This window comes from Pseudoalteromonas sp. UCD-33C, assembly GCF_001306895.1.
In the GTDB taxonomy this organism is placed as follows: Bacteria; Pseudomonadota; Gammaproteobacteria; order Enterobacterales; family Alteromonadaceae; genus Pseudoalteromonas.
Genome location: NZ_LJTB01000002.1, coordinates 511,216 through 532,290, shown reverse-complemented (window position 1 = coordinate 532,290; position 21,075 = coordinate 511,216). Strand labels below are relative to the sequence as shown.

22 protein-coding genes and 2 tRNA genes are annotated in these 21,075 nt (G+C 40.4%); 12 read left to right on the top strand and 12 right to left on the bottom strand.

The genetic code is table 11. From position 1 onward, the window contains the following. Nucleotides 1-14 precede the first annotated feature (14 nt). The 12 genes from AOG26_RS05680 to AOG26_RS05625 form a co-directional block, all read right to left on the bottom strand. Entirely contained in the window at nt 15-473 is a 459-nt protein-coding gene (locus tag AOG26_RS05680) for a GNAT family N-acetyltransferase (RefSeq protein WP_054561605.1), read from the bottom strand. Nucleotides 474-485: 12 nt separating this feature from the next. Then, complete coding sequence (locus tag AOG26_RS05675) at nt 486-1,631, bottom strand: cupin domain-containing protein (RefSeq protein ID WP_054561604.1); 1,146 nt, start codon at nt 1,629-1,631, stop codon at nt 486-488. Between the two features lie 73 nt (nt 1,632-1,704). Then, nucleotides 1,705-3,075, bottom strand: a complete 1,371-nt coding sequence (purB, locus tag AOG26_RS05670; protein ID WP_054561603.1) for an adenylosuccinate lyase — start codon at nt 3,073-3,075, stop codon at nt 1,705-1,707. 33 nt (nt 3,076-3,108) lie between these two features. Beyond that, complete coding sequence (hflD, locus tag AOG26_RS05665) at nt 3,109-3,711, bottom strand: high frequency lysogenization protein HflD (RefSeq protein ID WP_054561602.1); 603 nt, start codon at nt 3,709-3,711, stop codon at nt 3,109-3,111. Further along, a complete protein-coding gene (mnmA, locus tag AOG26_RS05660) occupies nt 3,711-4,811 on the bottom strand; it encodes a tRNA 2-thiouridine(34) synthase MnmA (RefSeq protein WP_054562001.1) in 1,101 nt (366 codons plus the stop codon). The genes hflD and mnmA overlap by 1 nt, the downstream gene beginning before the upstream one ends. Nucleotides 4,812-4,988: 177 nt before the next feature. Continuing rightward, nucleotides 4,989-5,423, bottom strand: a complete 435-nt coding sequence (locus AOG26_RS05655) for an NUDIX hydrolase (protein ID WP_054561601.1) — start codon at nt 5,421-5,423, stop codon at nt 4,989-4,991. Next, entirely contained in the window at nt 5,416-6,063 is a 648-nt protein-coding gene (locus AOG26_RS05650; protein ID WP_054561600.1) for an rRNA large subunit pseudouridine synthase E, read from the bottom strand. Before AOG26_RS05650 ends, AOG26_RS05655 begins: the two co-directional genes overlap by 8 nt. Then, nucleotides 6,063-6,392: a TusE/DsrC/DsvC family sulfur relay protein gene (locus AOG26_RS05645; protein ID WP_054561599.1), complete on the bottom strand. Its 330-nt coding sequence runs from the start codon at nt 6,390-6,392 to the stop codon at nt 6,063-6,065. Before AOG26_RS05645 ends, AOG26_RS05650 begins: the two co-directional genes overlap by 1 nt. Before the next feature lie 3 nt (nt 6,393-6,395). Next, a complete protein-coding gene (locus AOG26_RS05640) occupies nt 6,396-6,662 on the bottom strand; it encodes a DsrH/TusB family sulfur metabolism protein (RefSeq protein WP_054561598.1) in 267 nt (88 codons plus the stop codon). Beyond that, nucleotides 6,659-7,015, bottom strand: a complete 357-nt coding sequence (gene tusC, locus AOG26_RS05635; protein WP_054561597.1) for a sulfurtransferase complex subunit TusC — start codon at nt 7,013-7,015, stop codon at nt 6,659-6,661. The genes AOG26_RS05640 and tusC overlap by 4 nt, the downstream gene beginning before the upstream one ends. Then, the gene (tusD, locus tag AOG26_RS05630) at nt 7,012-7,365 is read right to left on the bottom strand and encodes a sulfurtransferase complex subunit TusD (protein WP_054551401.1); all 354 of its coding nucleotides are present in this window, start codon (nt 7,363-7,365) and stop codon (nt 7,012-7,014) included. Before tusD ends, tusC begins: the two co-directional genes overlap by 4 nt. 55 nt (nt 7,366-7,420) lie before the next feature. Next, complete coding sequence (locus AOG26_RS05625; RefSeq protein ID WP_054561596.1) at nt 7,421-8,086, bottom strand: Bax inhibitor-1/YccA family protein; 666 nt, start codon at nt 8,084-8,086, stop codon at nt 7,421-7,423. A 259-nt stretch (nt 8,087-8,345) separates the two neighbouring features. Here AOG26_RS05625 and AOG26_RS05620 point away from each other — a divergent pair. From AOG26_RS05620 to AOG26_RS05570, 12 genes are all read left to right on the top strand, one after another. Continuing rightward, nucleotides 8,346-8,436, top strand: a tRNA-Ser gene (locus AOG26_RS05620). Nucleotides 8,437-8,477: 41 nt separating this feature from the next. Continuing rightward, a tRNA-Ser gene (locus tag AOG26_RS05615) sits at nt 8,478-8,568 on the top strand. Between the two features lie 152 nt (nt 8,569-8,720). Beyond that, nucleotides 8,721-9,116 (top strand): hypothetical protein, encoded by a 396-nt coding sequence (locus AOG26_RS05610; RefSeq protein ID WP_054561595.1) that lies wholly within the window; start codon nt 8,721-8,723, stop codon nt 9,114-9,116. Between the two features lie 125 nt (nt 9,117-9,241). Next, nucleotides 9,242-9,703, top strand: a complete 462-nt coding sequence (locus AOG26_RS05605) for a GAF domain-containing protein (RefSeq protein ID WP_054561594.1) — start codon at nt 9,242-9,244, stop codon at nt 9,701-9,703. Beyond that, the gene (locus tag AOG26_RS05600; protein WP_054561593.1) at nt 9,700-9,978 is read left to right on the top strand and encodes a hypothetical protein; all 279 of its coding nucleotides are present in this window, start codon (nt 9,700-9,702) and stop codon (nt 9,976-9,978) included. Before AOG26_RS05605 ends, AOG26_RS05600 begins: the two co-directional genes overlap by 4 nt. Nucleotides 9,979-9,992: 14 nt before the next feature. After that, nucleotides 9,993-10,643: an RNA chaperone ProQ gene (gene proQ / locus AOG26_RS05595; protein WP_054561592.1), complete on the top strand. Its 651-nt coding sequence runs from the start codon at nt 9,993-9,995 to the stop codon at nt 10,641-10,643. Nucleotides 10,644-10,670: 27 nt separating this feature from the next. Continuing rightward, nucleotides 10,671-12,695, top strand: a complete 2,025-nt coding sequence (gene prc, locus AOG26_RS05590; protein ID WP_054561591.1) for a carboxy terminal-processing peptidase — start codon at nt 10,671-10,673, stop codon at nt 12,693-12,695. Nucleotides 12,696-12,873: 178 nt separating this feature from the next. Then, nucleotides 12,874-14,355, top strand: coding sequence for a Na+/H+ antiporter NhaC (nhaC, locus tag AOG26_RS05585; RefSeq protein WP_054561590.1), 1,482 nt, complete (start codon nt 12,874-12,876; stop codon nt 14,353-14,355). A gap of 41 nt (nt 14,356-14,396) precedes the next feature. Continuing rightward, nucleotides 14,397-16,991: an aminopeptidase N gene (gene pepN / locus AOG26_RS05580; RefSeq protein WP_054561589.1), complete on the top strand. Its 2,595-nt coding sequence runs from the start codon at nt 14,397-14,399 to the stop codon at nt 16,989-16,991. Beyond that, a complete protein-coding gene (locus tag AOG26_RS20445) occupies nt 16,991-17,212 on the top strand; it encodes a DUF2835 domain-containing protein (protein WP_082401568.1) in 222 nt (73 codons plus the stop codon). The genes pepN and AOG26_RS20445 overlap by 1 nt, the downstream gene beginning before the upstream one ends. Nucleotides 17,213-17,510: 298 nt before the next feature. Continuing rightward, nucleotides 17,511-19,595: a DUF1302 domain-containing protein gene (locus tag AOG26_RS05575; protein ID WP_054561588.1), complete on the top strand. Its 2,085-nt coding sequence runs from the start codon at nt 17,511-17,513 to the stop codon at nt 19,593-19,595. Nucleotides 19,596-19,607: 12 nt separating this feature from the next. Next, the gene (locus AOG26_RS05570) at nt 19,608-20,972 is read left to right on the top strand and encodes a DUF1329 domain-containing protein (RefSeq protein ID WP_054562000.1); all 1,365 of its coding nucleotides are present in this window, start codon (nt 19,608-19,610) and stop codon (nt 20,970-20,972) included. Nucleotides 20,973-21,075: the final 103 nt, after the last annotated feature.

Below are 21,075 nucleotides of genomic sequence, written 5' to 3'. Positions count from 1 at the left end.
ATTTAACATATACCTTAATGCACCAAAGTGAATGGCCGCGTATCAAATTGCTTAATAGGGCAGAGCATTCGCTGCCTTGGAATACCAGCCTCCATAAATACTAAGCCATCAGCCGAAAAACCATTTCGTTTAAATCTATCTACTTCGTTCAATATGCAATTAATGCTGACGCAATCACAGCCTTGCTTTTCAGCCATGCCTACTAAGTAATTCAATAATGATTTGTAAACCGAACGGTTACGATGTTCAGGTAAAACTGCAATACGCCCAATGAGGCCATCATTACATAAACGCCCAGTGGCAACTGGGCATTTACACTCGTCGGTCACGAGTACGTGATGTGCTGTTTTATCTAAATGATCAAACTCAATGTCTTTAGGAATATGTAGTTCGCATACAAATACTCGCTCTCTGATCTGTTGTAAGAGTTCCTTGTCGATACTCCATTCAACTTCATCTATTTGATAGCTCATAAACACACGCTCCTAACAAAACCAAATACCCTCATTTAAAAGTGTAGTAAAGGTTTTCAAGAAAATGTGATTATTTTTTGAACTATTTATATCGGCAGCGGTCAGCCAGGTTTGATCTGTGAGCTTTGTTATTAATTCAAGGTCAGTTAAATCATGCATATAATTAACACCATTAATACTTAAAAGTATTTTATCGTCAATTACTTGATAAATGGCACGGGTACCACCTAAACGCTCAAAAACAACGTCCTCATCATTAAGTAAGTCATTTACGTCATCTAGTGTATATGGCTCCTCTAAAGGCGCTAAATCCATGTCATGTTTTGGCTGACTCATACTGTTACCAAGCCAAGTCTTGAATACTGCGTCATCATTAATCGCAGCAATCATAAGTTGCTTCACTTTTTCTGCTTCAGTTTGGTTAAGTTCACCTTTAGATGAACGCAACTTAAGCTCTGCATCACCATATCGTTGATTACCAAGCTCAGTATCGATGAGGTGATCGGCAAATTGTGATAATAAATCGCGTTGATTTGGCGCTCTAAAACCTACAGAGTAATTAAGTGCATTTTCAACTGCGTAACCTTCATGTGGGCAACCTGGTGGAATATAGAGAATATCTCCCGGCTCTAACACACAGTCGATCACGGCAGGAAATTGTTCAACTTGTAACAGGCTCTTATTTTGTGCAAATTGCTTTAAGTTCGCATCAGGTAAACCAACTCGCCAGTGGCGCTTTCCTTCACCTTGAATAATAAACACGTCGTATTGATCTAAATGCGGACCCACGCCACCACCCGGGGTAGAGTAGCTGATCATTAAATCATCGATACGCCAGTTTGGAATAAAGCGAAATGGCTCCAGTAGTTGCGCTGCATCGCTATGCCAATGGTCAACTGCTTGCACCAGTAATGTTGAGTGCTTTTCAGTTAGCAAGCTAAAGTCTTCAAAAGGACCATGGTATGCTTGCCAATCATCTGAGTGATTGGTCACAATACGTGATTCAATGCTTTCTTCCATGGCAAGACCGGCCAATTCTTCGGGCTCAATCGGATCTGAAAAATCCTTGAAGCCTTGCTTTATAAGTAATGGTTTTTTCTGCCAATACTCAGCTAAAAATTGCTCTTGGGTTAATGAGTTGATGGTTAATTGATACATAACATGACCTAAGCGAATTGATATAAAAAAAGCGAAAGGAAGGCCTTTCGCTTTTTTAAGTCTTAATTTGAATTTAAGCTAAGTTGTCGATGAACTCAACAGCACGACCAATGTAATTAGCCGGAGTTAATTTTTTCATTTCTACTTTTGCTTCTTCAGGTAACTCAAGACCATCGATGAAATCAGCCATGATTTCTTGGTTTACGCGCTTACCACGAGTAAGGTCTTTAAGTTTTTCATATGGCTTTTCGATACCATATTTACGCATAACTGTTTGGATTGGCTCTGCTAGTAATTCCCAGTTTTGGTCTAGCTCTGCTAATAAACGCTCTTCGTTTACTTCAAGCTTGCTAACACCCTTTAATGTCGCTTGGTAAGCGATAAGTGTGTAGCCCATACCAACACCTAGGTTACGTAATACTGTTGAGTCAGTTAAGTCACGTTGCCAGCGAGAAACAGGTAGTTTTTGCGCAAGGTGAGTAAAGATAGCATTAGCAATACCTAAGTTACCTTCAGAGTTTTCAAAATCAATCGGGTTTACTTTGTGAGGCATAGTTGATGAACCAATCTCACCTGCGATTGTTTTTTGTTTGAAGTGGTTAAGTGCAATGTAGCCCCAAACGTCACGGTCAAAATCAAGTAATACAGTGTTGAAACGTGCAACTGCATCGAATAACTCAGCAATGTAATCGTGTGGCTCGATTTGTGTTGTGAACGGGTTGAATGTTAAACCTAGGCTCGTTACGAACTGCTCAGCGTGGCTGTGCCAATCGTAATCTGGGTATGCACTTAGGTGAGCGTTGTAGTTACCTACAGCACCGTTGATTTTACCTAACATTTCTACGTTAGCAATTTGGTCACGTTGACGCTTTAAGCGCATGTAGACGTTTGCAAACTCTTTACCCATTGTAGAAGGAGTAGCTGGTTGACCGTGGGTACGTGTCATCATCGCAACTGACTTGTACTCAACTGCTTTTTCTTTTAATGCATTTAGAAGTTGGTCACAGTATGGAAGTAATACTTTGTCACGCGCTTCAGTAAGCATTAAACCGTGAGACAGGTTATTGATGTCTTCTGAAGTACAGGCAAAGTGAATGAATTCGTTAACTGCGTTAAGCTCTGCGTTATCAGCTACTTTTTCTTTAAGTAGGTATTCAACTGCTTTTACGTCATGGTTAGTTGTGCGCTCGATCTCTTTAACGCGTGCTGCATCAGCTTCGCTAAAGTTATCAACAATGGCATTAAGTAAAGCATTAGCCTCGTCGCTAAATGCCGGTACTTCTTTGATTGCGCTAGCTGCAGATAAAGCTTGTAACCAACGAACTTCAACAGTTACACGGTATTTGATTAAACCAAATTCGCTGAAAATGCTGCGTAGTTCCGTGGTCTTGCTGCCATAGCGACCATCTACCGGAGAGATAGCGGTTAACGCTGAAAGCTCCATAATGACTCCTAAATTGTCTAGTTTGAACGATAATTAAATTGATTGTTTAGCAATGGCGAGGATTTTTCTTTTTGCAAAGAAAAAGTGACGGCGTTTCCCGCCCATTTGTCGCCATAACACGGCACTACGAATTCCGGCCAATAATAGGGCACGAATTTTGTTTTGCGTGAGCTGCTGTTTTAATAATTCTGGCTTGCCATACACTTGAATACGATGCCCAAGGGGGCTTAGCACCGATGAGTAAATATCAGCAAGCGCTGCTACTACAGTATCATCTGTGATAGCAAAGTGGTCGAGGCGACGTTTAACATCATCAATGCGACGACCTAATTCATTTAAGCTGTTTTGTTTTGAACTTAATGCACGTTCTAATTGCATTAAACCACCCACATATTTTACGATTTCGACGTCTTTGTCTGCGCCGGCAGAAAGCTGTGCAATCAAAATGCGATAGCCTTCACGTAAATTATGTTTACCCTGATACACGTCTTCAGGGCTATTTGGTGATGTTTCGACAATACAGTTTAGTAATTTTTCTAATTCGTGATCACTGCCTTGGCCATATTGCGCAACTTTTTGTACTTGTTTAGCAACTTGACACATGGCAGCTAAAGCCATGACTTGGTGCTCTGTCATTATTTGATCACCGAATCAATAATACCACCACCTAAACATACTTCGTCAGCGTAGAATACGGCTGATTGGCCCGGTGTCACTGCTTTTTGTGGCTCATCAAATAATACGCGTGCCATACCATCTTCACCAACAAGTAAAGTACAGCTGATATCTTCTTGGCGATAACGAGTTTTAACAGTACAGCGTGTGGTCCCTTTAGGGCCTTCGCGGTCAACCCAGTGAAGCTGGTTTGCATTTAAACCATTGCTGTACAGGCGAGGGTGGTCTTTACCTTGACCAACCACTAATACGTTACGATCAACGTCTTTATCAACTACATACCAAGGTTCACCCGAACCTTCTTTCATGCCACCAATTAATAGACCTTTACGTTGACCAAGTGTGTGGTACATTAAACCTTCGTGATCACCCACTTCATTGCCATCGGTATCTTCAATTTTACCTGGCTGTGCTGGTAAGAACTTCTGTAAGAAGTCTTTAAATTTACGCTCACCAATAAAACAAATACCGGTACTGTCTTTTTTATCGTGAGTGATTAAGTCTTGCTCTTCAGCGATGCGGCGTACTTCAGGCTTAGCAATATCGCCAACAGGGAAAAGTGTTTGCCCAATATGCTCATGGCTTAGAGTGTATAAGAAATAGCTTTGATCTTTGTTGTCATCAAGGCCACGACACATTACAAATTTATCACCGCGCTTTTCACGGCGAACATAGTGGCCAGTAGCGATGTAATCAGCACCAAGTGCTTGTGCTGCAAATTCTAAAAAAGCTTTGAATTTGATTTCTTTATTACACATGATGTCTGGGTTTGGTGTACGACCTGCTTTGTACTCTGCTAGAAAGTATTCAAACACGTTGTCCCAGTATTCGGCTGCAAAATTTACAGTGTGAAGCTCAATACCTAGCTTATCGCACACAGCTTGTGCGTCTTGTAGGTCTTCAGCTGCAGCGCAATATTCATCATTATCGTCTTCTTCCCAGTTTTTCATGAACAGGCCTTCAACTTGATAGCCTTGTTGCTTTAATAAATACGCTGATACAGAAGAATCAACACCGCCGGACATACCCACGATGACTTTAATGTGACTATTTTCGCTCATAATATTCGCTGTCATTTTTTAACTGCTATGGAAAGGCCGATATTATATACCCAAACCACCTCAAGATGCGAGTTTCAGTTGGAATTAAAAGCGATTTAGGCAAGGCATTGATTGCAAGTAATAGTGGTTTGGGCATAGCAAACTTTTAGACACCCAAACCAGCCAAAATCACAGCGGTTATTGGTAAATTAAACTAAGTGGGTAGGCTTTACCAGCTAAATGATCTTCAATGCATTTTAAAACCAGAGGGCTTCGAAGTGGCAGGTTTTTAATTTGCTCAAGGCTAAACCAATCTGCGCTAAGAATGTCATTATCTTGGGGAGATGGTTCAAATAGCTCTGGGCTATTAAAAGCAAAGCTAAAACGCATATAGTGAACGCCATTTGCGGCATGCAAATTATAAATGCCAACAAGGTGATTGGCATTAAGGCTAATGCCTGTTTCTTCAATAAGTTCGCGATGAGCTGCTTCTGCTAAGGTTTCATTGGCTTCTAAATGACCCGCAGGCTGGTTATAGCAAATATCACCTGTGTGTTTATCGCGCTCTTTAACAAGTAAAAAATTGTCTTGGCATGTGACGATGGCGGCCACTGTGACATTGGGTTTATGCATCAGGGTTGTTCACTACTTTAAACTGGCCATTCTCTAATCCATCAAGGGTATAGTTACCAATGCTGTAACGAATTAATCGCAAAGTAGGGAAGCCAACATGCGCTGTCATACGGCGAACTTGGCGATTACGCCCCTCAGTGATAGAGATTTCTAACCAGCTGGTTGGAATGTTTTTACGCTCGCGAACGGGCGGAGTACGAGGCCAAATTGACGGCTCGTCAATACGTCTAACTTTGGCAGGCTTGGTCATGCCATCTTTAAGCTCTACGCCTTTGTTAAGCGAAAAGATTGCCTCATCAGTAACATCACCTTCTACTTGCACCCAATAAGTTTTAGCTGTTTTTTTATTGGGTTCAGTGAGTGTGTGTTGTAATTTACCGCAGTTGGTAAGTAGCAACAGTCCCTCGCTATCTCTGTCTAGGCGTCCTGCTGCATACACGTCTTTAATAGTAATAAAGTCGGCAAGCGTTTTGCGGTTTTGGTCATCGGTAAATTGGCAAAGCACATCAAATGGTTTGTTAAATAGCACCACTTTGCGCTGCTCAGGGCTAATTGTTTTTTTAACTTGGCGTTTTTGAGTAGGCCTTGAATAAGTTCGGCCGCTGCTGCGGCGTGGTTTGCTATTGGCTTTATTAACCATTAAATACACCTAGCGGGTTTAGGTAAACCTGCAATTTTAGTCGCTTGCTTTGCTGGGCCTTTAGGGAATAGCTTATACAAATACATGCTATTACCTTTTTCCTCACCTAGCTTTTGGGCCATTGCTTTGACCAGCATGCGTATTGCAGGGCTAGTGTTGTACTCTACGTAAAAATCACGCACAAAATGCACAACTTCCCAGTGCTGCTCACTTAAGGTTATGTTCTCTTGTTCAGCAATAATAGGTGCAAGCTCTTCACACCAATCATTTGAATCAAGTAAATACCCTTGTTTGTCTGTTTCTATCTGTTTGTTATTAAATTCAAGCATGGTTTACCAAGTAATCGTGTTTTTTGCGTTTAAAGTCATTTCTACAAATTGTGCATAGTTTATTGCGATATCGCCTTGATTAAATGAAATATCACGGGCTACAGCGTCTTCTTCAAGTAAATGAATTGCTGAAGAGAATTGCTTAAACTGCATGTTGTTATAACAAGCGTCACTAACAAGTAGCACTGTATCTTGCGAAGAAATCAAATTTGCCAACATATTATTGCAATAGTGAGCTAAGGGTTTTGAAAAAATATGCAAGGTACTCATAAGGTCACCACTTGATGCTGCTCTGTAATTAATTCACGCTGTTGCTCAAAGTTAGCTACTTTAACATCGATAATCAGACTATCTTCTGAAAGGTTAAAATCCATTAACGACTTTTCACATACATATATGTTTTCAACATCGTATAACTCAAGGGTTTTAATGGTTTTAAAATAGTTTTTTATGCCAAGTTGCTCTGGCTGTTGATTTTTTTTCAAAGCTAAAACAGCCTCACCACTTAGAAGCCAACTAATGTTCTGTTCAATAGCAGCAAAAATCAGTGTGGTGTCGAGTGAGTCACGAATATGTTGATCATCAAATGGACTATGTTGGCTTATTACTAAAATGTTTTTCATTTAAATTGCACCCATTTATCCGCTTCACTGACAAGCATCGCAAATTCTGCAAGCCCAGCGACGGTAAACACGCCTGTGTTATCGATATCTAAACCACGCTTTTCAGCAGCAGTGACACATAGCAGTAGAGGGATCTCTTGCTCACTTAACGACTGCCACAAACGATTAATTGGAAGCTCGTCGCTGGCAAGTTCTAAATGGTTACTTGCGTGGTAAACACCAGCTTGATAAAGAAAGATAGCTGCAATTGAGTGACCAGAGTCAAGACAGGCCTGTGCAAATTTAATTAGCCGTTGAGTTGTGTCGTGATCGGTCGGCGCGGTATGAAGAGAAAGTACAAATTGTGCCAAAACGCATCCAATAAAAAAGCCCCTAGAAAGGGGCTATTTTAGCAGAACTATTTAATTAGTCATCACTTGCACCAAGTAGGTGAAGAAGAGACGTAAATAAATTATACACGTTCAGGTATAAAGCAACTGTTGCGCGAATGTAATTAGTCTCGCCGCCATTAATAATGCGGCTAGTATCAAATAAGATTAAACCAGACATGATTAGCACAACTGCAGCATTAATAACCATAAAGGTAATTGAGCTGCCAATAAATAAGTTAACTAGGCTTGCAATAATAACCACGATTAAACCTACAGTTAAAAAGCCACCCATAAATGAGAAGTCTTTTTTAGTGGTAAGCGCATAAGCCGACAAACCAAAGAAGATTAACGCAGTAGAGCCTAATGCTTGCATAATAAGCATAGGACCATTTGGCATTGCAGCGTAGTAGTTAAGCATTGGACCAAGTCCTGCGCCCATTAAACCTGTGAAAACAAATACCCAAGCAACACCTGAAGCACTGTCTGCTTTTTTGTGAACAACAAAAAGTACACCGAATGCAATCAAACTAAATACTAACCCCATAAAATAAGGTAGATTCATTGCCATTGATATACCTGCTGTCACTGCGCTAAATGCCAGTGTCATTGCCAGTAAGAAATAGGTATTCTTTAAAACTTTATTGGTTTCAATAGTCGACATTACTGGTCTTGCAGTATTGTACGATTGATTAAACGCCATTGTTAGAGCTCCTTTAAATGAACTTATACGTTCGTTAGTTCCAATTATTAAACTGAACTAAGCCTATCAAGAGTTATATATTTGGGCAAACTATTGTGGATCAATAGACAAGATAAATAATCGAAAAGTTCAATGTTGCGCACAATCTAAACGCTACTGTATTAATGCTGAGCAAATTAATTGTTTTTTAATCACTTAAACAGTTTTTTGAAAAAAAAGCTTCACAAGCACGGCCGCTTTATCTATTATGCACGCCGTCGGAGAGATGGCAGAGTGGTCGAATGCACCGGTCTTGAAAACCGGCAGGGGTTTGTAGCCCCTCTAGGGTTCAAATCCCTATCTCTCCACCATTATTTTTACTACTGGCGTAAGCGGGTAGGTTTCCGCATTCGGAGAGATGGCAGAGTGGTCGAATGCACCGGTCTTGAAAACCGGCAGGGGTTTGTAGCCCCTCTAGGGTTCAAATCCCTATCTCTCCACCATCATTTAAGCCGCTGAATTTATTCAGCGGCTTTTTTGTTTCTTGTGCTTTTCATTTGTTCTGCAAATTACGACTATTGTCGATATTTCGCATTTTAACTAGTTAGTCCATGCTTAACACTTCTCGTATTATCTTTGTGACATTAGGGAATTTATGAAACATCGTTTAGCAAAGAGTGTAGGACTTTCTTTATTATCGCCTGTGATCATCGGTTGTATCTTGGGTCTTTATTATGCGTTTACACTTGAAGGAAATGGTTTAAACATTTTCTTTAACTTATTCGTTAGCGCAATCGCCAATGCCCACATTGTAGGTCTTACTATGGCAGCGTTTGTGGTACCTGGTTATTTACTTATGTATAAGTATGCAAAGGTTAATTATTCAGGTGTTCTGACACTTGGCTTACTAGGTGGCGCTATTTTCAGCTACTTACTTAGCGCTACAACAGGTATGGCTTTTATAGTCAATGCTGTGATGTCTGCTCTGGCAGCTGGACTGTTTTTATTTGGTTTAAGACAGGGCCTTACAACACAATCTTCTCATCAATAGCAGAATATTTAATCAAGCTGACTGAAATTGAGGGCAAAATGTTTTTTTTTGCCCTTAAAAGGTTTCATTTGTCGTCTACAAAGAGTACCTTTAGCTACTGTATGTTTAATAAGAAGTAGTTTGGTATGCAAAAGCAAGATTTTTACCAGTCATTAGTTAAACAAACTGAGTCGCTAATCACTGGTGAATCAAATGTTATTGCCAACATGGCAAATATTAGTGCGCTGTTATTTACCTCTTTAGAGGATATCAATTGGGCGGGCTTTTATTTAATGGATTCACCTGAAGAATTAGTGCTAGGGCCGTTTCAAGGTAATCCTGCATGTATCCGTATTCCAGTAGGTAAAGGGGTATGTGGAACTGCCGCGCAAACACAACAAACACAACTCATTGAAGACGTGCATGCATTTGCCGGTCACATTGCCTGTGATGCTGCATCTAACTCTGAAGTAGTTGTGCCGATTTTCAAAGACGGTAAAGTATTTGCTGTACTTGATATCGACAGCCCAAGCATTGCGCGATTCGATGCTGATGATCAAGCTGGTTTAGAAGCATTGGTAAAGTGCTTTGAGGCAAATCTAAAATGAAAGATCTGCTAAATGTGCAAGATTACCTCTTTGCAATCCAAGATGTTGGTGATTGGGAAGGGGAAGAAGAAGTTGTTGCCGAAAGGCTCAACGACTTGATTCACATGGCATGGGAGCGTCTACCAGATGACCTTGACTGTGAATCAATTGATGAAATTATAAATGGTATTTGGGAACACCTTCGAGGTGATTTAGCGCTTATTGAAGCGGACTTCGAAGAGTTGACCGACTGGGTAACACACTATGTCGATTCATCACTTGATGAAAAGATGTAATAAAAGGTTCTAACATGGAAACCACAAACAAGCTAAAAGATATTAATGAAGTACTGGATTTCTTATACCAAGAATTTCCAAAATGTTTTAAACAAAAAGACGGTATTCAGCCGCTTAAAGTAGGTATTTTTAAAGATATCGCTGAGCGTATTGAAGGTTCTGAGAAAGTAAGTAAAACTCAGGTTCGTCAAGCACTAAGAAAGTACACCTCAAACTGGCGCTATTTAGAAGCTGTAACTAAGTCTGAGTTCCGTATCGATCTTGATGGTAATCAAGACGAAAAAGTAGAACAAGAGCACATTGAGCACGCACAAAAAGCGTTAGAAGAAAGCCGCGCTAAAATGGCAAAGCGTAAGAAGCCACAACGTCCACGTAAAGACGGTGACACAAAATCTTACAAAAAGAATAGTGGCCACCACGCTAAATCTGGCGAAAAAGGCGCTAAAGTAAATAATAAGACTGCTAAAGCTGCTCCTGCAAAACGTTCAGGAAAAGTTGAACCTTTACCTGCCTCAGAGGTCAAGGTTAATAGCAAAGTTAAAGTTAAACTTGGCCAAGCACTTGTAAACGCGGTTATTACTGAAGTGAATAAAGATGAAGTTCACGTTGAGTTAGTAACAGGGATGCAAGTTAAGACCAAAGCAGACAGCCTGTATATCATTTAATAGCTGTAAAAAATAAAGGAGTTGTGTATGAGTAAAAAGTTTACGCTCATTCCGTTAGTCGCTGCCCTGTTTTCAGGTTCATTATTGGCATCTTCAGATAATCTGACTGAAAAAGACCTGCCAGTACTCAAGCAAGAAAGCCAACATAGTACGGCAAGCAAACGGGTGACAAACTTATTTACTCGTGCACACTACAAACCAATTAAATTTAACGATGAATTATCTGAGAAGGTTTTTGATCGTTATATTGAATCTCTCGACTACAATAAAAATGTGTTTTTAGCCTCTGACATTGCCTCGTTTGAGCAATATAAAGACCAGTTTGATAATGCATTGTCGACAGGTAAATTGGGATTTGCCTTTGATATTTTTAACTTAAGTTTAAAACGTCGTTTTGAACGCTATGACTATTCTTTATCGTTACTTGAAAACGAAATGAAGTTCGATAAAGAAGATGAGTATCTGTTTGACCGCGAAGACGCAAACTGGGCAACAAGCCAAGCTGAGCTTGATGAACTTTGGCGTCAACGCGTTAAATACGATGCTTTACGATTAAAAATGACTGGTAAAGATTGGCAAGGGATTAAAGAAGTCTTGACCAAACGCTACCACAACGCACAAAAGCGTTTAGTACAAACTAACAGTGAAGATGCTTTTCAAATCGTGATGAATTCATTCGCACGAAGCATTGAAGCGCATACCTCTTATTTATCACCTCGTCGCGCTGAGCAATTCAAGATGGACATGGATCTTGAATTAGAAGGTATTGGTGCGGTACTTAGCTATGATGAAGACTACACAGTTATCCGTAGCTTAGTACCTGGCGGTCCGGCTGATAAGTCTGAACAAATTAAAGCAGATGACCGTATTATTGGTGTTGCTCAAGAAGGTGAAGAATTTGTTGATGTGATTGGCTGGCGTTTAGATGACGTAGTTGATTTAATCAAAGGCCCTAAAGGGACAAAAGTTCGTCTGCAATATCTAAAAGGGGCGGATGCTCACGGCACACCAAAAGTGGTTGAAATCACGCGTGATAAAATTCGCTTAGAAGACCGCGCTGCAAAATCTGAAGTATTTGAAGCAAAATATTCAGACTTAACCAGCAAAATTGGTGTGATTGAAATCCCAGGTTTCTATAACAACCTATCACAAGACGTTAAAGTTGAAATTGCAAAATTAAAAGAAGCCAAAGTAGACGGTATCATCATCGATTTACGTCAAAACGGCGGCGGTTCACTTTACGAAGCGACTCAGCTTTCTGGCTTATTTATCGATCAAGGTCCTGTAGTACAAATTCATACGCTAAATAATCGTATTGAAGAGCAAAAAGACCGTGACGGCGTCACTTTTTATGATGGCCCACTTACTGTGTTGGTTGATCGCTACAGCGCATCTGCCTCAGAGATTTTTGCAGCAGCGATGCAAGATTACGGCCGTGCTATTGTGATTGGTGAGCAAACCTTTGGTAAGGGTACTGTACAGCAGCACAAACCACTTGGCCGTGCTTATGACTTATATGATCATCCATTAGGTAGCGTGCAGTATACCATTGCAAAATTCTACCGAATTAATGGCGGAAGCACACAGCACAAAGGCGTTATTCCAGATGTGTCATTCCCATCGGCAATTGAGCCATCAGAGTGGGGCGAGAGTCAACAAGACAACGCGCTACCTTGGGATAGCATCATACGTGCTAAGTACAACTCGGTTGATAACCTAAAACCAGCGATTGCTTACGTTAATAAGCTTCATGATGCGCGTATTGCAGATGAGCCTGAATTTGGTTATGTGTTTGCTGATATTAAACGCTATCAAGAAGAGAAAGACCGTAAGACTATCTCATTGGTTGAAGCGACGCGTCTAAAAGAGAAAGACGAAGGTGAAGAACGCGCGTTAGAACGTGCTAATGAACGACTTGTTCGCCTTGGAGAAAAGCCAGTAGAGAAGCTTGACGATTTACCTGATAGCCTTGACGAGCTAGACCCTTTCTTAGAAGAAGCCGCATTAATCACCCAAGATTATATAAAATATGGTCGTATCGCTAAGAAATAATTAGCAATTAATTAGCAATATCGATTAATAAAAAGGCGCTTAAGCGCCTTTTTTGCTACCTAAAACAGGTTAGATTGGTATAATCACAAAATCTGGCTGCATAAGGCCACTGAAGTTTTGCGTCAAAGCTTACAATAATAATTAAACACGCCACATAAGACGTGTAGGAGACTATCTTTTGAATTCAATTGAAGAGAAGCCAATTAAACAGGCCAGTTTTTTAGATGCCTTAATCCCAATTACTGTGCTCGTGTGCCTACTAGGCGCTGCTGTTTATTTATTCGGTGATAATTCATCATCAGGTCCTAACCAAATTGCTTTATTATTCGCTACATTTACCGCGGCATTAATAGGCTTAAAAAATGGTTACACCTGGAAGAAACTAGAACAAGCTATGATTGAGGGGATCACCTTATCCCTTGGAGCAATCATTATATTATTAATGGTGGGTGCCTTAATTGGTACTTGGCTGTTATCAGGCACAGTACCCACTCTAATTTACTATGGCTTACAAATTATCAACCCAAGTTGGTTCTATGCCGCTAGTTGTTTAATTTGTGGCATTGTCGCTATGAGTATTGGTAGCTCTTGGACCACAGCAGCGACTATTGGTGTGGCGCTATTAGGTGTTGCAACCGGTCTTGGTTTAGAACAAGTTGTCACAGCAGGTGCGGTGATTTCTGGTGCCTACTTTGGTGATAAATTAAGCCCGCTTTCTGAAACAACAAACTTAGCACCAGCAGTGGCTGGGGCAGATTTATTTGAGCATATCCATCACATGCTTTGGACTACAGTGCCAAGCTTCATTATTGCGTTAATCATTTTTATTTTTATGGGCTTTAATGCCGGTGGTTCAGCTGAAGCTGGACGTATTGATGAAATCGTTAATTTATTAGAGCAAAACTTTAATATTGGTTTTGAAATGCTAGTACCACTGGTGGTGTTGCTGTTTTTAGCAATTCGTAAGATGCCAGCTTTCCCAGCTATATCGATTGGTGCCGTGCTAGGTGCAATTTGGGCTATGTTATTTCAATCAGATTTAATCAATAGTCAAATTGATGCCTCACAAGGCCAAGCAATTGGTTACTTCAAATTAGTTTGGACAACATTCTTCGATGGATTCAGCATTGATACTGGCGATGAAAAAATGGATTCATTATTAAGCGGTGGTGGTATGGCTGGCATGCTAACAACCACTTGGCTGATTATGACGGCCTTGATGTTTGGCGCTATCATGGAAAAAACCGGCTTACTTGATATGTTCGTAAAGAGCATCTTAAAAATTGCTAAAAGCACGGGTTCTCTTATCACAGCAACGATTGCAACGTGTATTGGTACCAATGCGGTTGCAGCTGACCAATATATCGCGATTGTTGTTCCTGGTCGTATGTTTAAAGATGAATATGAAAAACGCGGTTTAAAGCCTGTAAATTTATCTCGCACATTAGAAGATGGTGGCACAATTACTAGCCCACTTATTCCTTGGAATACCTGTGGTGCCTATATGCAAAGTGTTTTACTAATCAATCCATTTGACTATGCAATGTACGCCTTCTTTAATTTAATTAATCCATTCTTAGCGGTTGTTTATGCCTATTTTGGTATTAAAATTTTACGTATTACCCCAAAACATCTTAAACAAGAAGCTAACGCCGAATAAACTATTTAGGCCCTGCTAAGCAGGGCCATTTGGAGTCAGTAATGTCTGCTACGAGTAAACCTCAAGCTCAATATTTAAAAGATTACCAAGCCCCACAATTTTCAATCCAACATATCGATTTACGTTTCGAATTAGCCCCTTTAAAAACATCAGTGCAGTCAACAATGACAATCAATCGTACCGATGAAAGCAATGCAGATCTTGCGCTAGATGGTGTTGATTTAACGCTAATTTCAGTGATTGTTGATGACAAAGCGTATGATGATTACACGCTTGAAGATGAAAAGCTGATCATTCATAACTTACCTGAAAGCTTTATTCTGAAAATTGAAAACCATATTGACCCGCAAACGAATACCTCGTTAGAAGGTTTGTACTTGTCGGGTGGTGCTTACTGTACGCAATGTGAGGCAGAAGGTTTTAGAAAGATTACCTATTACCTTGACCGCCCAGACGTGCTTGCTAGCTTTGATGTAACCATTATTGCCGACAAAAAGTACACTCACTTGCTGTCTAATGGTAACCAAATTGAATCAGGTAACTTAGATGACGGTCGTCATTTTGTAAAATGGCAAGACCCATTTAAAAAGCCTAGCTACTTATTTGCATTAGTCGCCGGTGATTTTGACGTATTACGTGACCATTACACGACGCAGTCTGGACGAAAAGTTGAATTAGCCTTGTTTGTTGATAAAGGTAATTTATCAAAAACGCCTCATGCCATGACTTCTTTAAAGAAATCAATGCAATGGGATGAAGAGCGCTTTAACCTTGAATACGATTTAGATATTTACATGATTGTTGCCGTTGATTTCTTCAACATGGGCGCAATGGAAAATAAAGGCCTGAATATCTTTAACTCTAAATGTGTTCTTGCTAATCAAGAAACAGCTACAGACAAAGATTACCATACGATTGAATCAATTGTAGGTCACGAGTACTTCCATAACTGGACCGGCAACCGTGTGACTTGCCGTGACTGGTTCCAGTTGTCTTTAAAAGAAGGCTTAACGGTTTTCCGTGACCAAGAGTTTAGTAGCGACTTAGGCTCACGTGCGCTTAATCGTATTGATGCGGTTAAAGTAATGCGTACTCACCAGTTTAGTGAAGATGCAGGCCCTATGGCTCACCCAATTCGCCCTGAAAAAGTCATTGAAATGAATAACTTTTATACAGTGACTGTGTATGACAAAGGGGCTGAAGTTATTCGCATGATGCACACCTTACTTGGAGAAGAAAAGTTCCAACAAGGTATGGCATTGTATTTCGAGCGCCATGACGGACAAGCAGTTACTTGTGATGATTTTGTCGCTGCCATGAGTGATGCGTCTGGCATTGATTTAACGCAATTTAAGCGCTGGTATAGTCAAGCGGGTACACCTAAGCTCAATGTAGAGCAAGCGTATGATGAACAAAACCAAACTTTCACATTAAGCATTGAGCAGTTTGCACCTGATAATCAGCCTAACAATGCCTTACTGCATATTCCTTTTGCTATTGAACTTTTAGATAGTGAAGGGCAGTCGCTACCACTTGTGATTGATAATCAGCCACAAGATTCGGTATTGAATGTCACAGAAAAAACACAGCAGTTTGTTTTCGAGGGCATTAAACAGCGCCCAGTCGCAGTGCTACTAGAAGATTTCTCTGCGCCATGCATCGTTAATCAAAATACATCTGCCGCTGAACTGTTACATATTATGCGTTTTGCTCGCAGTGACTTTTCACGTTGGGATGCTCAGCAGCGCTTATTTACTAATGAAATGAAAGCGGCGATTGCCAGTGGTGAAGCTTGCTTATCGGATGATATCTTGTCGGCATTAAAACTACTAGTTGATAATCGTGAAGGTGACCTTGCGCTGATTGCGGAGCTGTTAAAACTGCCTAGCTACGATACTCTTGCAGCTGAATATGCTGTCATCCCTGTTGATGACATTATTGCTGTTCAAAATGCATTTGAATCGCAAATTGCCAACGTCCTAACAGAATCATTGGTTAATTGTTATAACGCGCTTGAAGATGATGGTTCAACATCTGCTACAGCCGTTGCAGTGCGTGCTCTAAAGCAACTTTGTTTACACTATTTAGCGAAAACAAATCACAGCGACGTTAATGGCCTTATCGAAGAGTCTGCCCACAGTAATAATATGACTAATGCACTTGCTGCATTAAGTGCTGTTGTAAAAGCAAATCACTCACTATGTGATACGCTTTTAACAGAGTTTGATGCTAAATGGCGTCATGATGTGCTCGTTATGGATAAATGGTTTGCACTGCAAGCGATGAAAGATTCAGCAACGAGTATCAGCGATATTAAAGCGCTCTATGATCACCCAAGTTTTGACTTTGGTAATCCTAACCGTGTTCGTGCTTTGGTTGGTAGCTTTAGCCACTTTAATATCACTCAATTCCATCGAGCCGATGGTGAAGGGTATCAGCTATTAGGTGACTTATTAGTGAAGCTTAATGATATTAACCCGCAAAATGCATCACGCATGCTAACGCCATTTATGTCATGGAAACGCTACGATGAAAATCGTTCTGCGGCAATGAAAGCACAACTTCAACGTTTAGCTGATTTAGACGGCCTCAGTGATGATCTGTTTGAAAAAGTAGAGAAAGCACTTGAAAGTTAATGACAGAGTACTATTTTGCCTTGTATCTGAGTTACTCAGAGTGTCTTGATTACTATCATGGTAAATATAAATCTGTGCAAGTCACAGAAGATGGTGGTAAGACAGTTCGCTTTGACGCTCACCATTTGCGTCCTTTTATTTCTTCGCTAGGAATAAGAGGGCGCTTTAGGTTGACATTAACGGCTGAAAATCAGTTTTTAAAACTCGAGAAAATTAGTTAAAAAAGCAGCATTAGCTGCTTTTTTTGTAATATTTGTCTCCCAAAATGCTAAATTTCACTGTCCCCAATTCGCTAAATTTATTATATTTTTGTTAATTCGATTTGTTCTATTGTTAATTTACGTGTATAAAATATCTGGTATGACGTCTTACCAATACGTAAACGTCACATTTTTAAATAAATATTAACCGATTGAACGCGTTCTATATTGTAATTTTACTGTTTCGCTTCTATCGTTAGAAAGATACTAAAAACAACAATTTGATCACAAAACAACCCGTTACAGGGGGATGAACACAATGATAAAACGATCGCTTTTTGTTAAAAACAAAATAGCTTTGGGACTCGCGGCGGCTACACTCGGACTCTCAAGCACATCTTTGCATGCGGCAAACTTTGAGTTAGGTGACTTCGATATACGTTTTGACTCTAACTTCTCTTATGGCCAAAGCATTCGTGTTGAAGACCGAGATTTTCAACATATAGGTAAGAGTAATAATCCTTCATTTGACTGGACGGGTTATCATTCTGCTTTAAATCCAATTTATTCTTCTGCTGATGTATGGAACCAACCAGGTGCATACTCAAATAATGGTGATGCAGGTAACCTCAATTTTGATAGTGGTGATTCATTCTCAAAATTATTAAAAGGTAACCATGAGTTATCAATCAGCAAAGATAATTTTGGTTTCTTCACTCGCTTTATGTACTTTTACGACTTTGCCTTGATGGATGGTGATTACGCTTATAGCAACCCAACATCAGGTAACAAAGTAGACCCATGTGACGATGACGACACAAAAGAACAAGTGTGTGCTGATTTACGTTTACTAGACGCTTATGTATGGGCAAACTTTGATTTAAATGAAGGCCGTAACCCGCTGTCTATTCGTTTAGGCCAACAAGTTGTGAACTGGGGTGAGAGTACCTTGATTTCTCATGGTATTAACGTTAACCCAGTTGATATCGATCGTTTAAAAGCGCCAGGTGCAGAGTTAAAAGAAGCTTTCATACCTGTTGGTATGCTTTGGGCATCACTAGGTATCACAGATAACTTAACGCTAGAAGGTTTCTACCAATATGAATGGCATGAAACACGTCTTCCAGCGGCTGGTACATACTTCTCGACGAACGATTTTGCGTCAGAAAATGGTTATCAGCAAAATATCCAATTGGGCTTCACGTCTAACCCGGATATTGATTTAGCATTCTTAACTGAAAGCTTAAATAATTTAGATGACATTGTTCGCTCGCAAGGTGTTGATCCTACATCTGCACAAGGCCAAGCAATGATGGCGCAAATGTACCTAGCTTACCCAACCAAAGTGGCATTAAAAGGCAAAGGTGGTGCAGGTAAAAACGAGCCAGACGATGGTGGCCAGTATGGTTTACGTTTAGGTATGTACTTACCTGAATTAAACGACACTGAAGTGGCGTTATACCACATTAACTATCATAGCCGTCGTCCGGTAATTTCTGGTCAGGTATCAAACTTCACTGATGCGGCAATCGCTGCTGATATCGGTATGTTATTAACTACAGATATCACAGAAGATAATGTAACTAGCCTTCAAGCATTCACTAAAGGTCAGTTAGAATATCCTGAAGATATTAAACTGTACGGTCTTAGCTTCAACACATCTGTGGGCGAAACGGCACTTGCTGGTGAATTTGCATTCCGCCAAGATGAGCCTCTGCAAATTGATGACGTAGAGCTGTTATATGCGGGTATGCCAGAGCAATTAGCAGTTGCAGGTATTCGTCCTGACTTTGCTGGTATTTCACAAATGAGCCCAGGCGATGCTACAAGCGTTGTAGGCCCTGGTGAAGTAGCACAAGGATTTATCCTACGTAACACTGCACAATTACAATTTACAGCAACACACCTATTTGGTCCTTCACTTGGAGCTGATAGCTGGGCGGTAGTTGGTGAAATTGGTGGTGTACGCATTAACGATATGCCAGATTACGATGAGCTTCGTTTAAATGTTGCTGGTACTGGTCGAAGCGGTATTATGCAAGGCCCATTAAGTGATGATTATTCAACACTGCACTTAGGTCTTTCTAATGGTCCTGAAACGAACCCGTTCCCAACGGCTTCTGCATGGGGTTATCGTTTAATTGCGAAAGGTGATTATTATAACTTCTTCAGTGGTGTTAACTTCTCACCACGTTTTGTGTTCTCGCACGATGTGAATGGTATTACACCTGATCCAATGTTCTTATTTGTTGAAGACCGTAAATCGCTCGGTGTTACTATGAACTTCAACTATCAAAATGCGTGGTCGTTCGACTTTAGCTACAACTCATTCTGGGGTGGTGGTGCAACGAATACTTTCTCTGACCGCGATTATGTATCTTTCAATATTAAATATTCAATCTAAGGGTAAATTATGATTATTAGAAAACCTACCCTCATTGCTGCAGCATTTTGTGGCGTTTTCGCAAGCTCAAGTGTACTTGCAAAAATTACCGCTGATGAAGCGGCACGTTTAGGTAAAGATTTAACTCCTATTGGCGCAGAAAAAGCTGCGAATAAAGATGGTTCAATTCCAGCTTGGGATGGTGGTATCACAACACCACCTGCTGGTTATAAACCGGGAATGCATCATCCTGATCCGTTTGCTGATGATAAAATCTTATTCACGATTGATAAATCGAATGTAGCTGAGTACAAAGATTACTTGAGCCCAGGTCAAATTGAATTATTCAATACCTATCCTGATACGTTCAAAATGAACATCTATCCAACGCGTCGTAGCGCGTCGTATCCTCAGTTTGTATATGATGCAACTAAAAAATATGCAACGACAGCTGAGTTAGTAGAGGGCGGTAACGGTATTAAAAATACCGCTGTGGGTGTTCCGTTCCCAATCCCTAAAGATGGCTTAGAAGCGATTTGGAACCACTTATTACGTTTCCGTGGTTTATCAATTGAGCGTTCTGGTGGTCAAGCTGCACCGACAGCATCTGGTTCATATAACTATGTAGGTTTTGATGAGCAACTGTTAGTTGAGTATTCATCACCTGAAGCAACGCCTGAAAAGCTACAAGAATCTAATATCTTGTTTAAGTTTAAGCAAAAAGTAACTGAGCCAGCGCGTCTTGCTGGTACTGCGTTACTAGTTCATGAAACAATGGACCAAATCTTAACGCCACGCCAAGCATGGACATACAACTCAGGTCAGCGTCGTGTTCGTCGTGCACCTAATGTTGCCTATGATGCACCGGGAACAGCTGCAGATAGCTTACGTACAACTGATGACTTTGATATGTTCAACGGTTCTCCAAATCGTTACAACTGGACATTAAAAGGTAAGCAAGAGCTTTATATTCCTTATAACAGCTATAAGCTTCACAGTGACAAACTAAGCTACGATGATATTCTGCAAGCAGGTCATATCAATCCTGAACATGTTCGTTATGAAAAACACCGTGTTTGGGTTGTTGAAGCGAACCTGAAAGAGGGCACGCGTCATATCTATAAAAAACGTGTTTTCTATATTGATGAAGATAGCTGGCAAGTTCATGTAACGGATATCTATGATAACCGTGATCAAATGTATCGTGTAGCGATGGCGCATGGTCTTAACTACTATGAAGTACCAACTCATTGGAGTACGTTAGAAGTTTACCATGACCTTAACTCTCGTCGTTATTTAGCAATTGGTTTAGACAACCAAGAAAAAATGTATGATTTCTCACAATCATTCAACGATAACGAGTTTACTTCAAGCGCATTACGCCGCGAAGGTCGTTAATCAAATTAAGGCACCTGACCCCAGGTGCCTTTTGCAATTCGCGTAAGTCATCAGTACACGCAATAGATTTCTCAGTGGCTTTTTTGACTTCTCTTTTTATTTT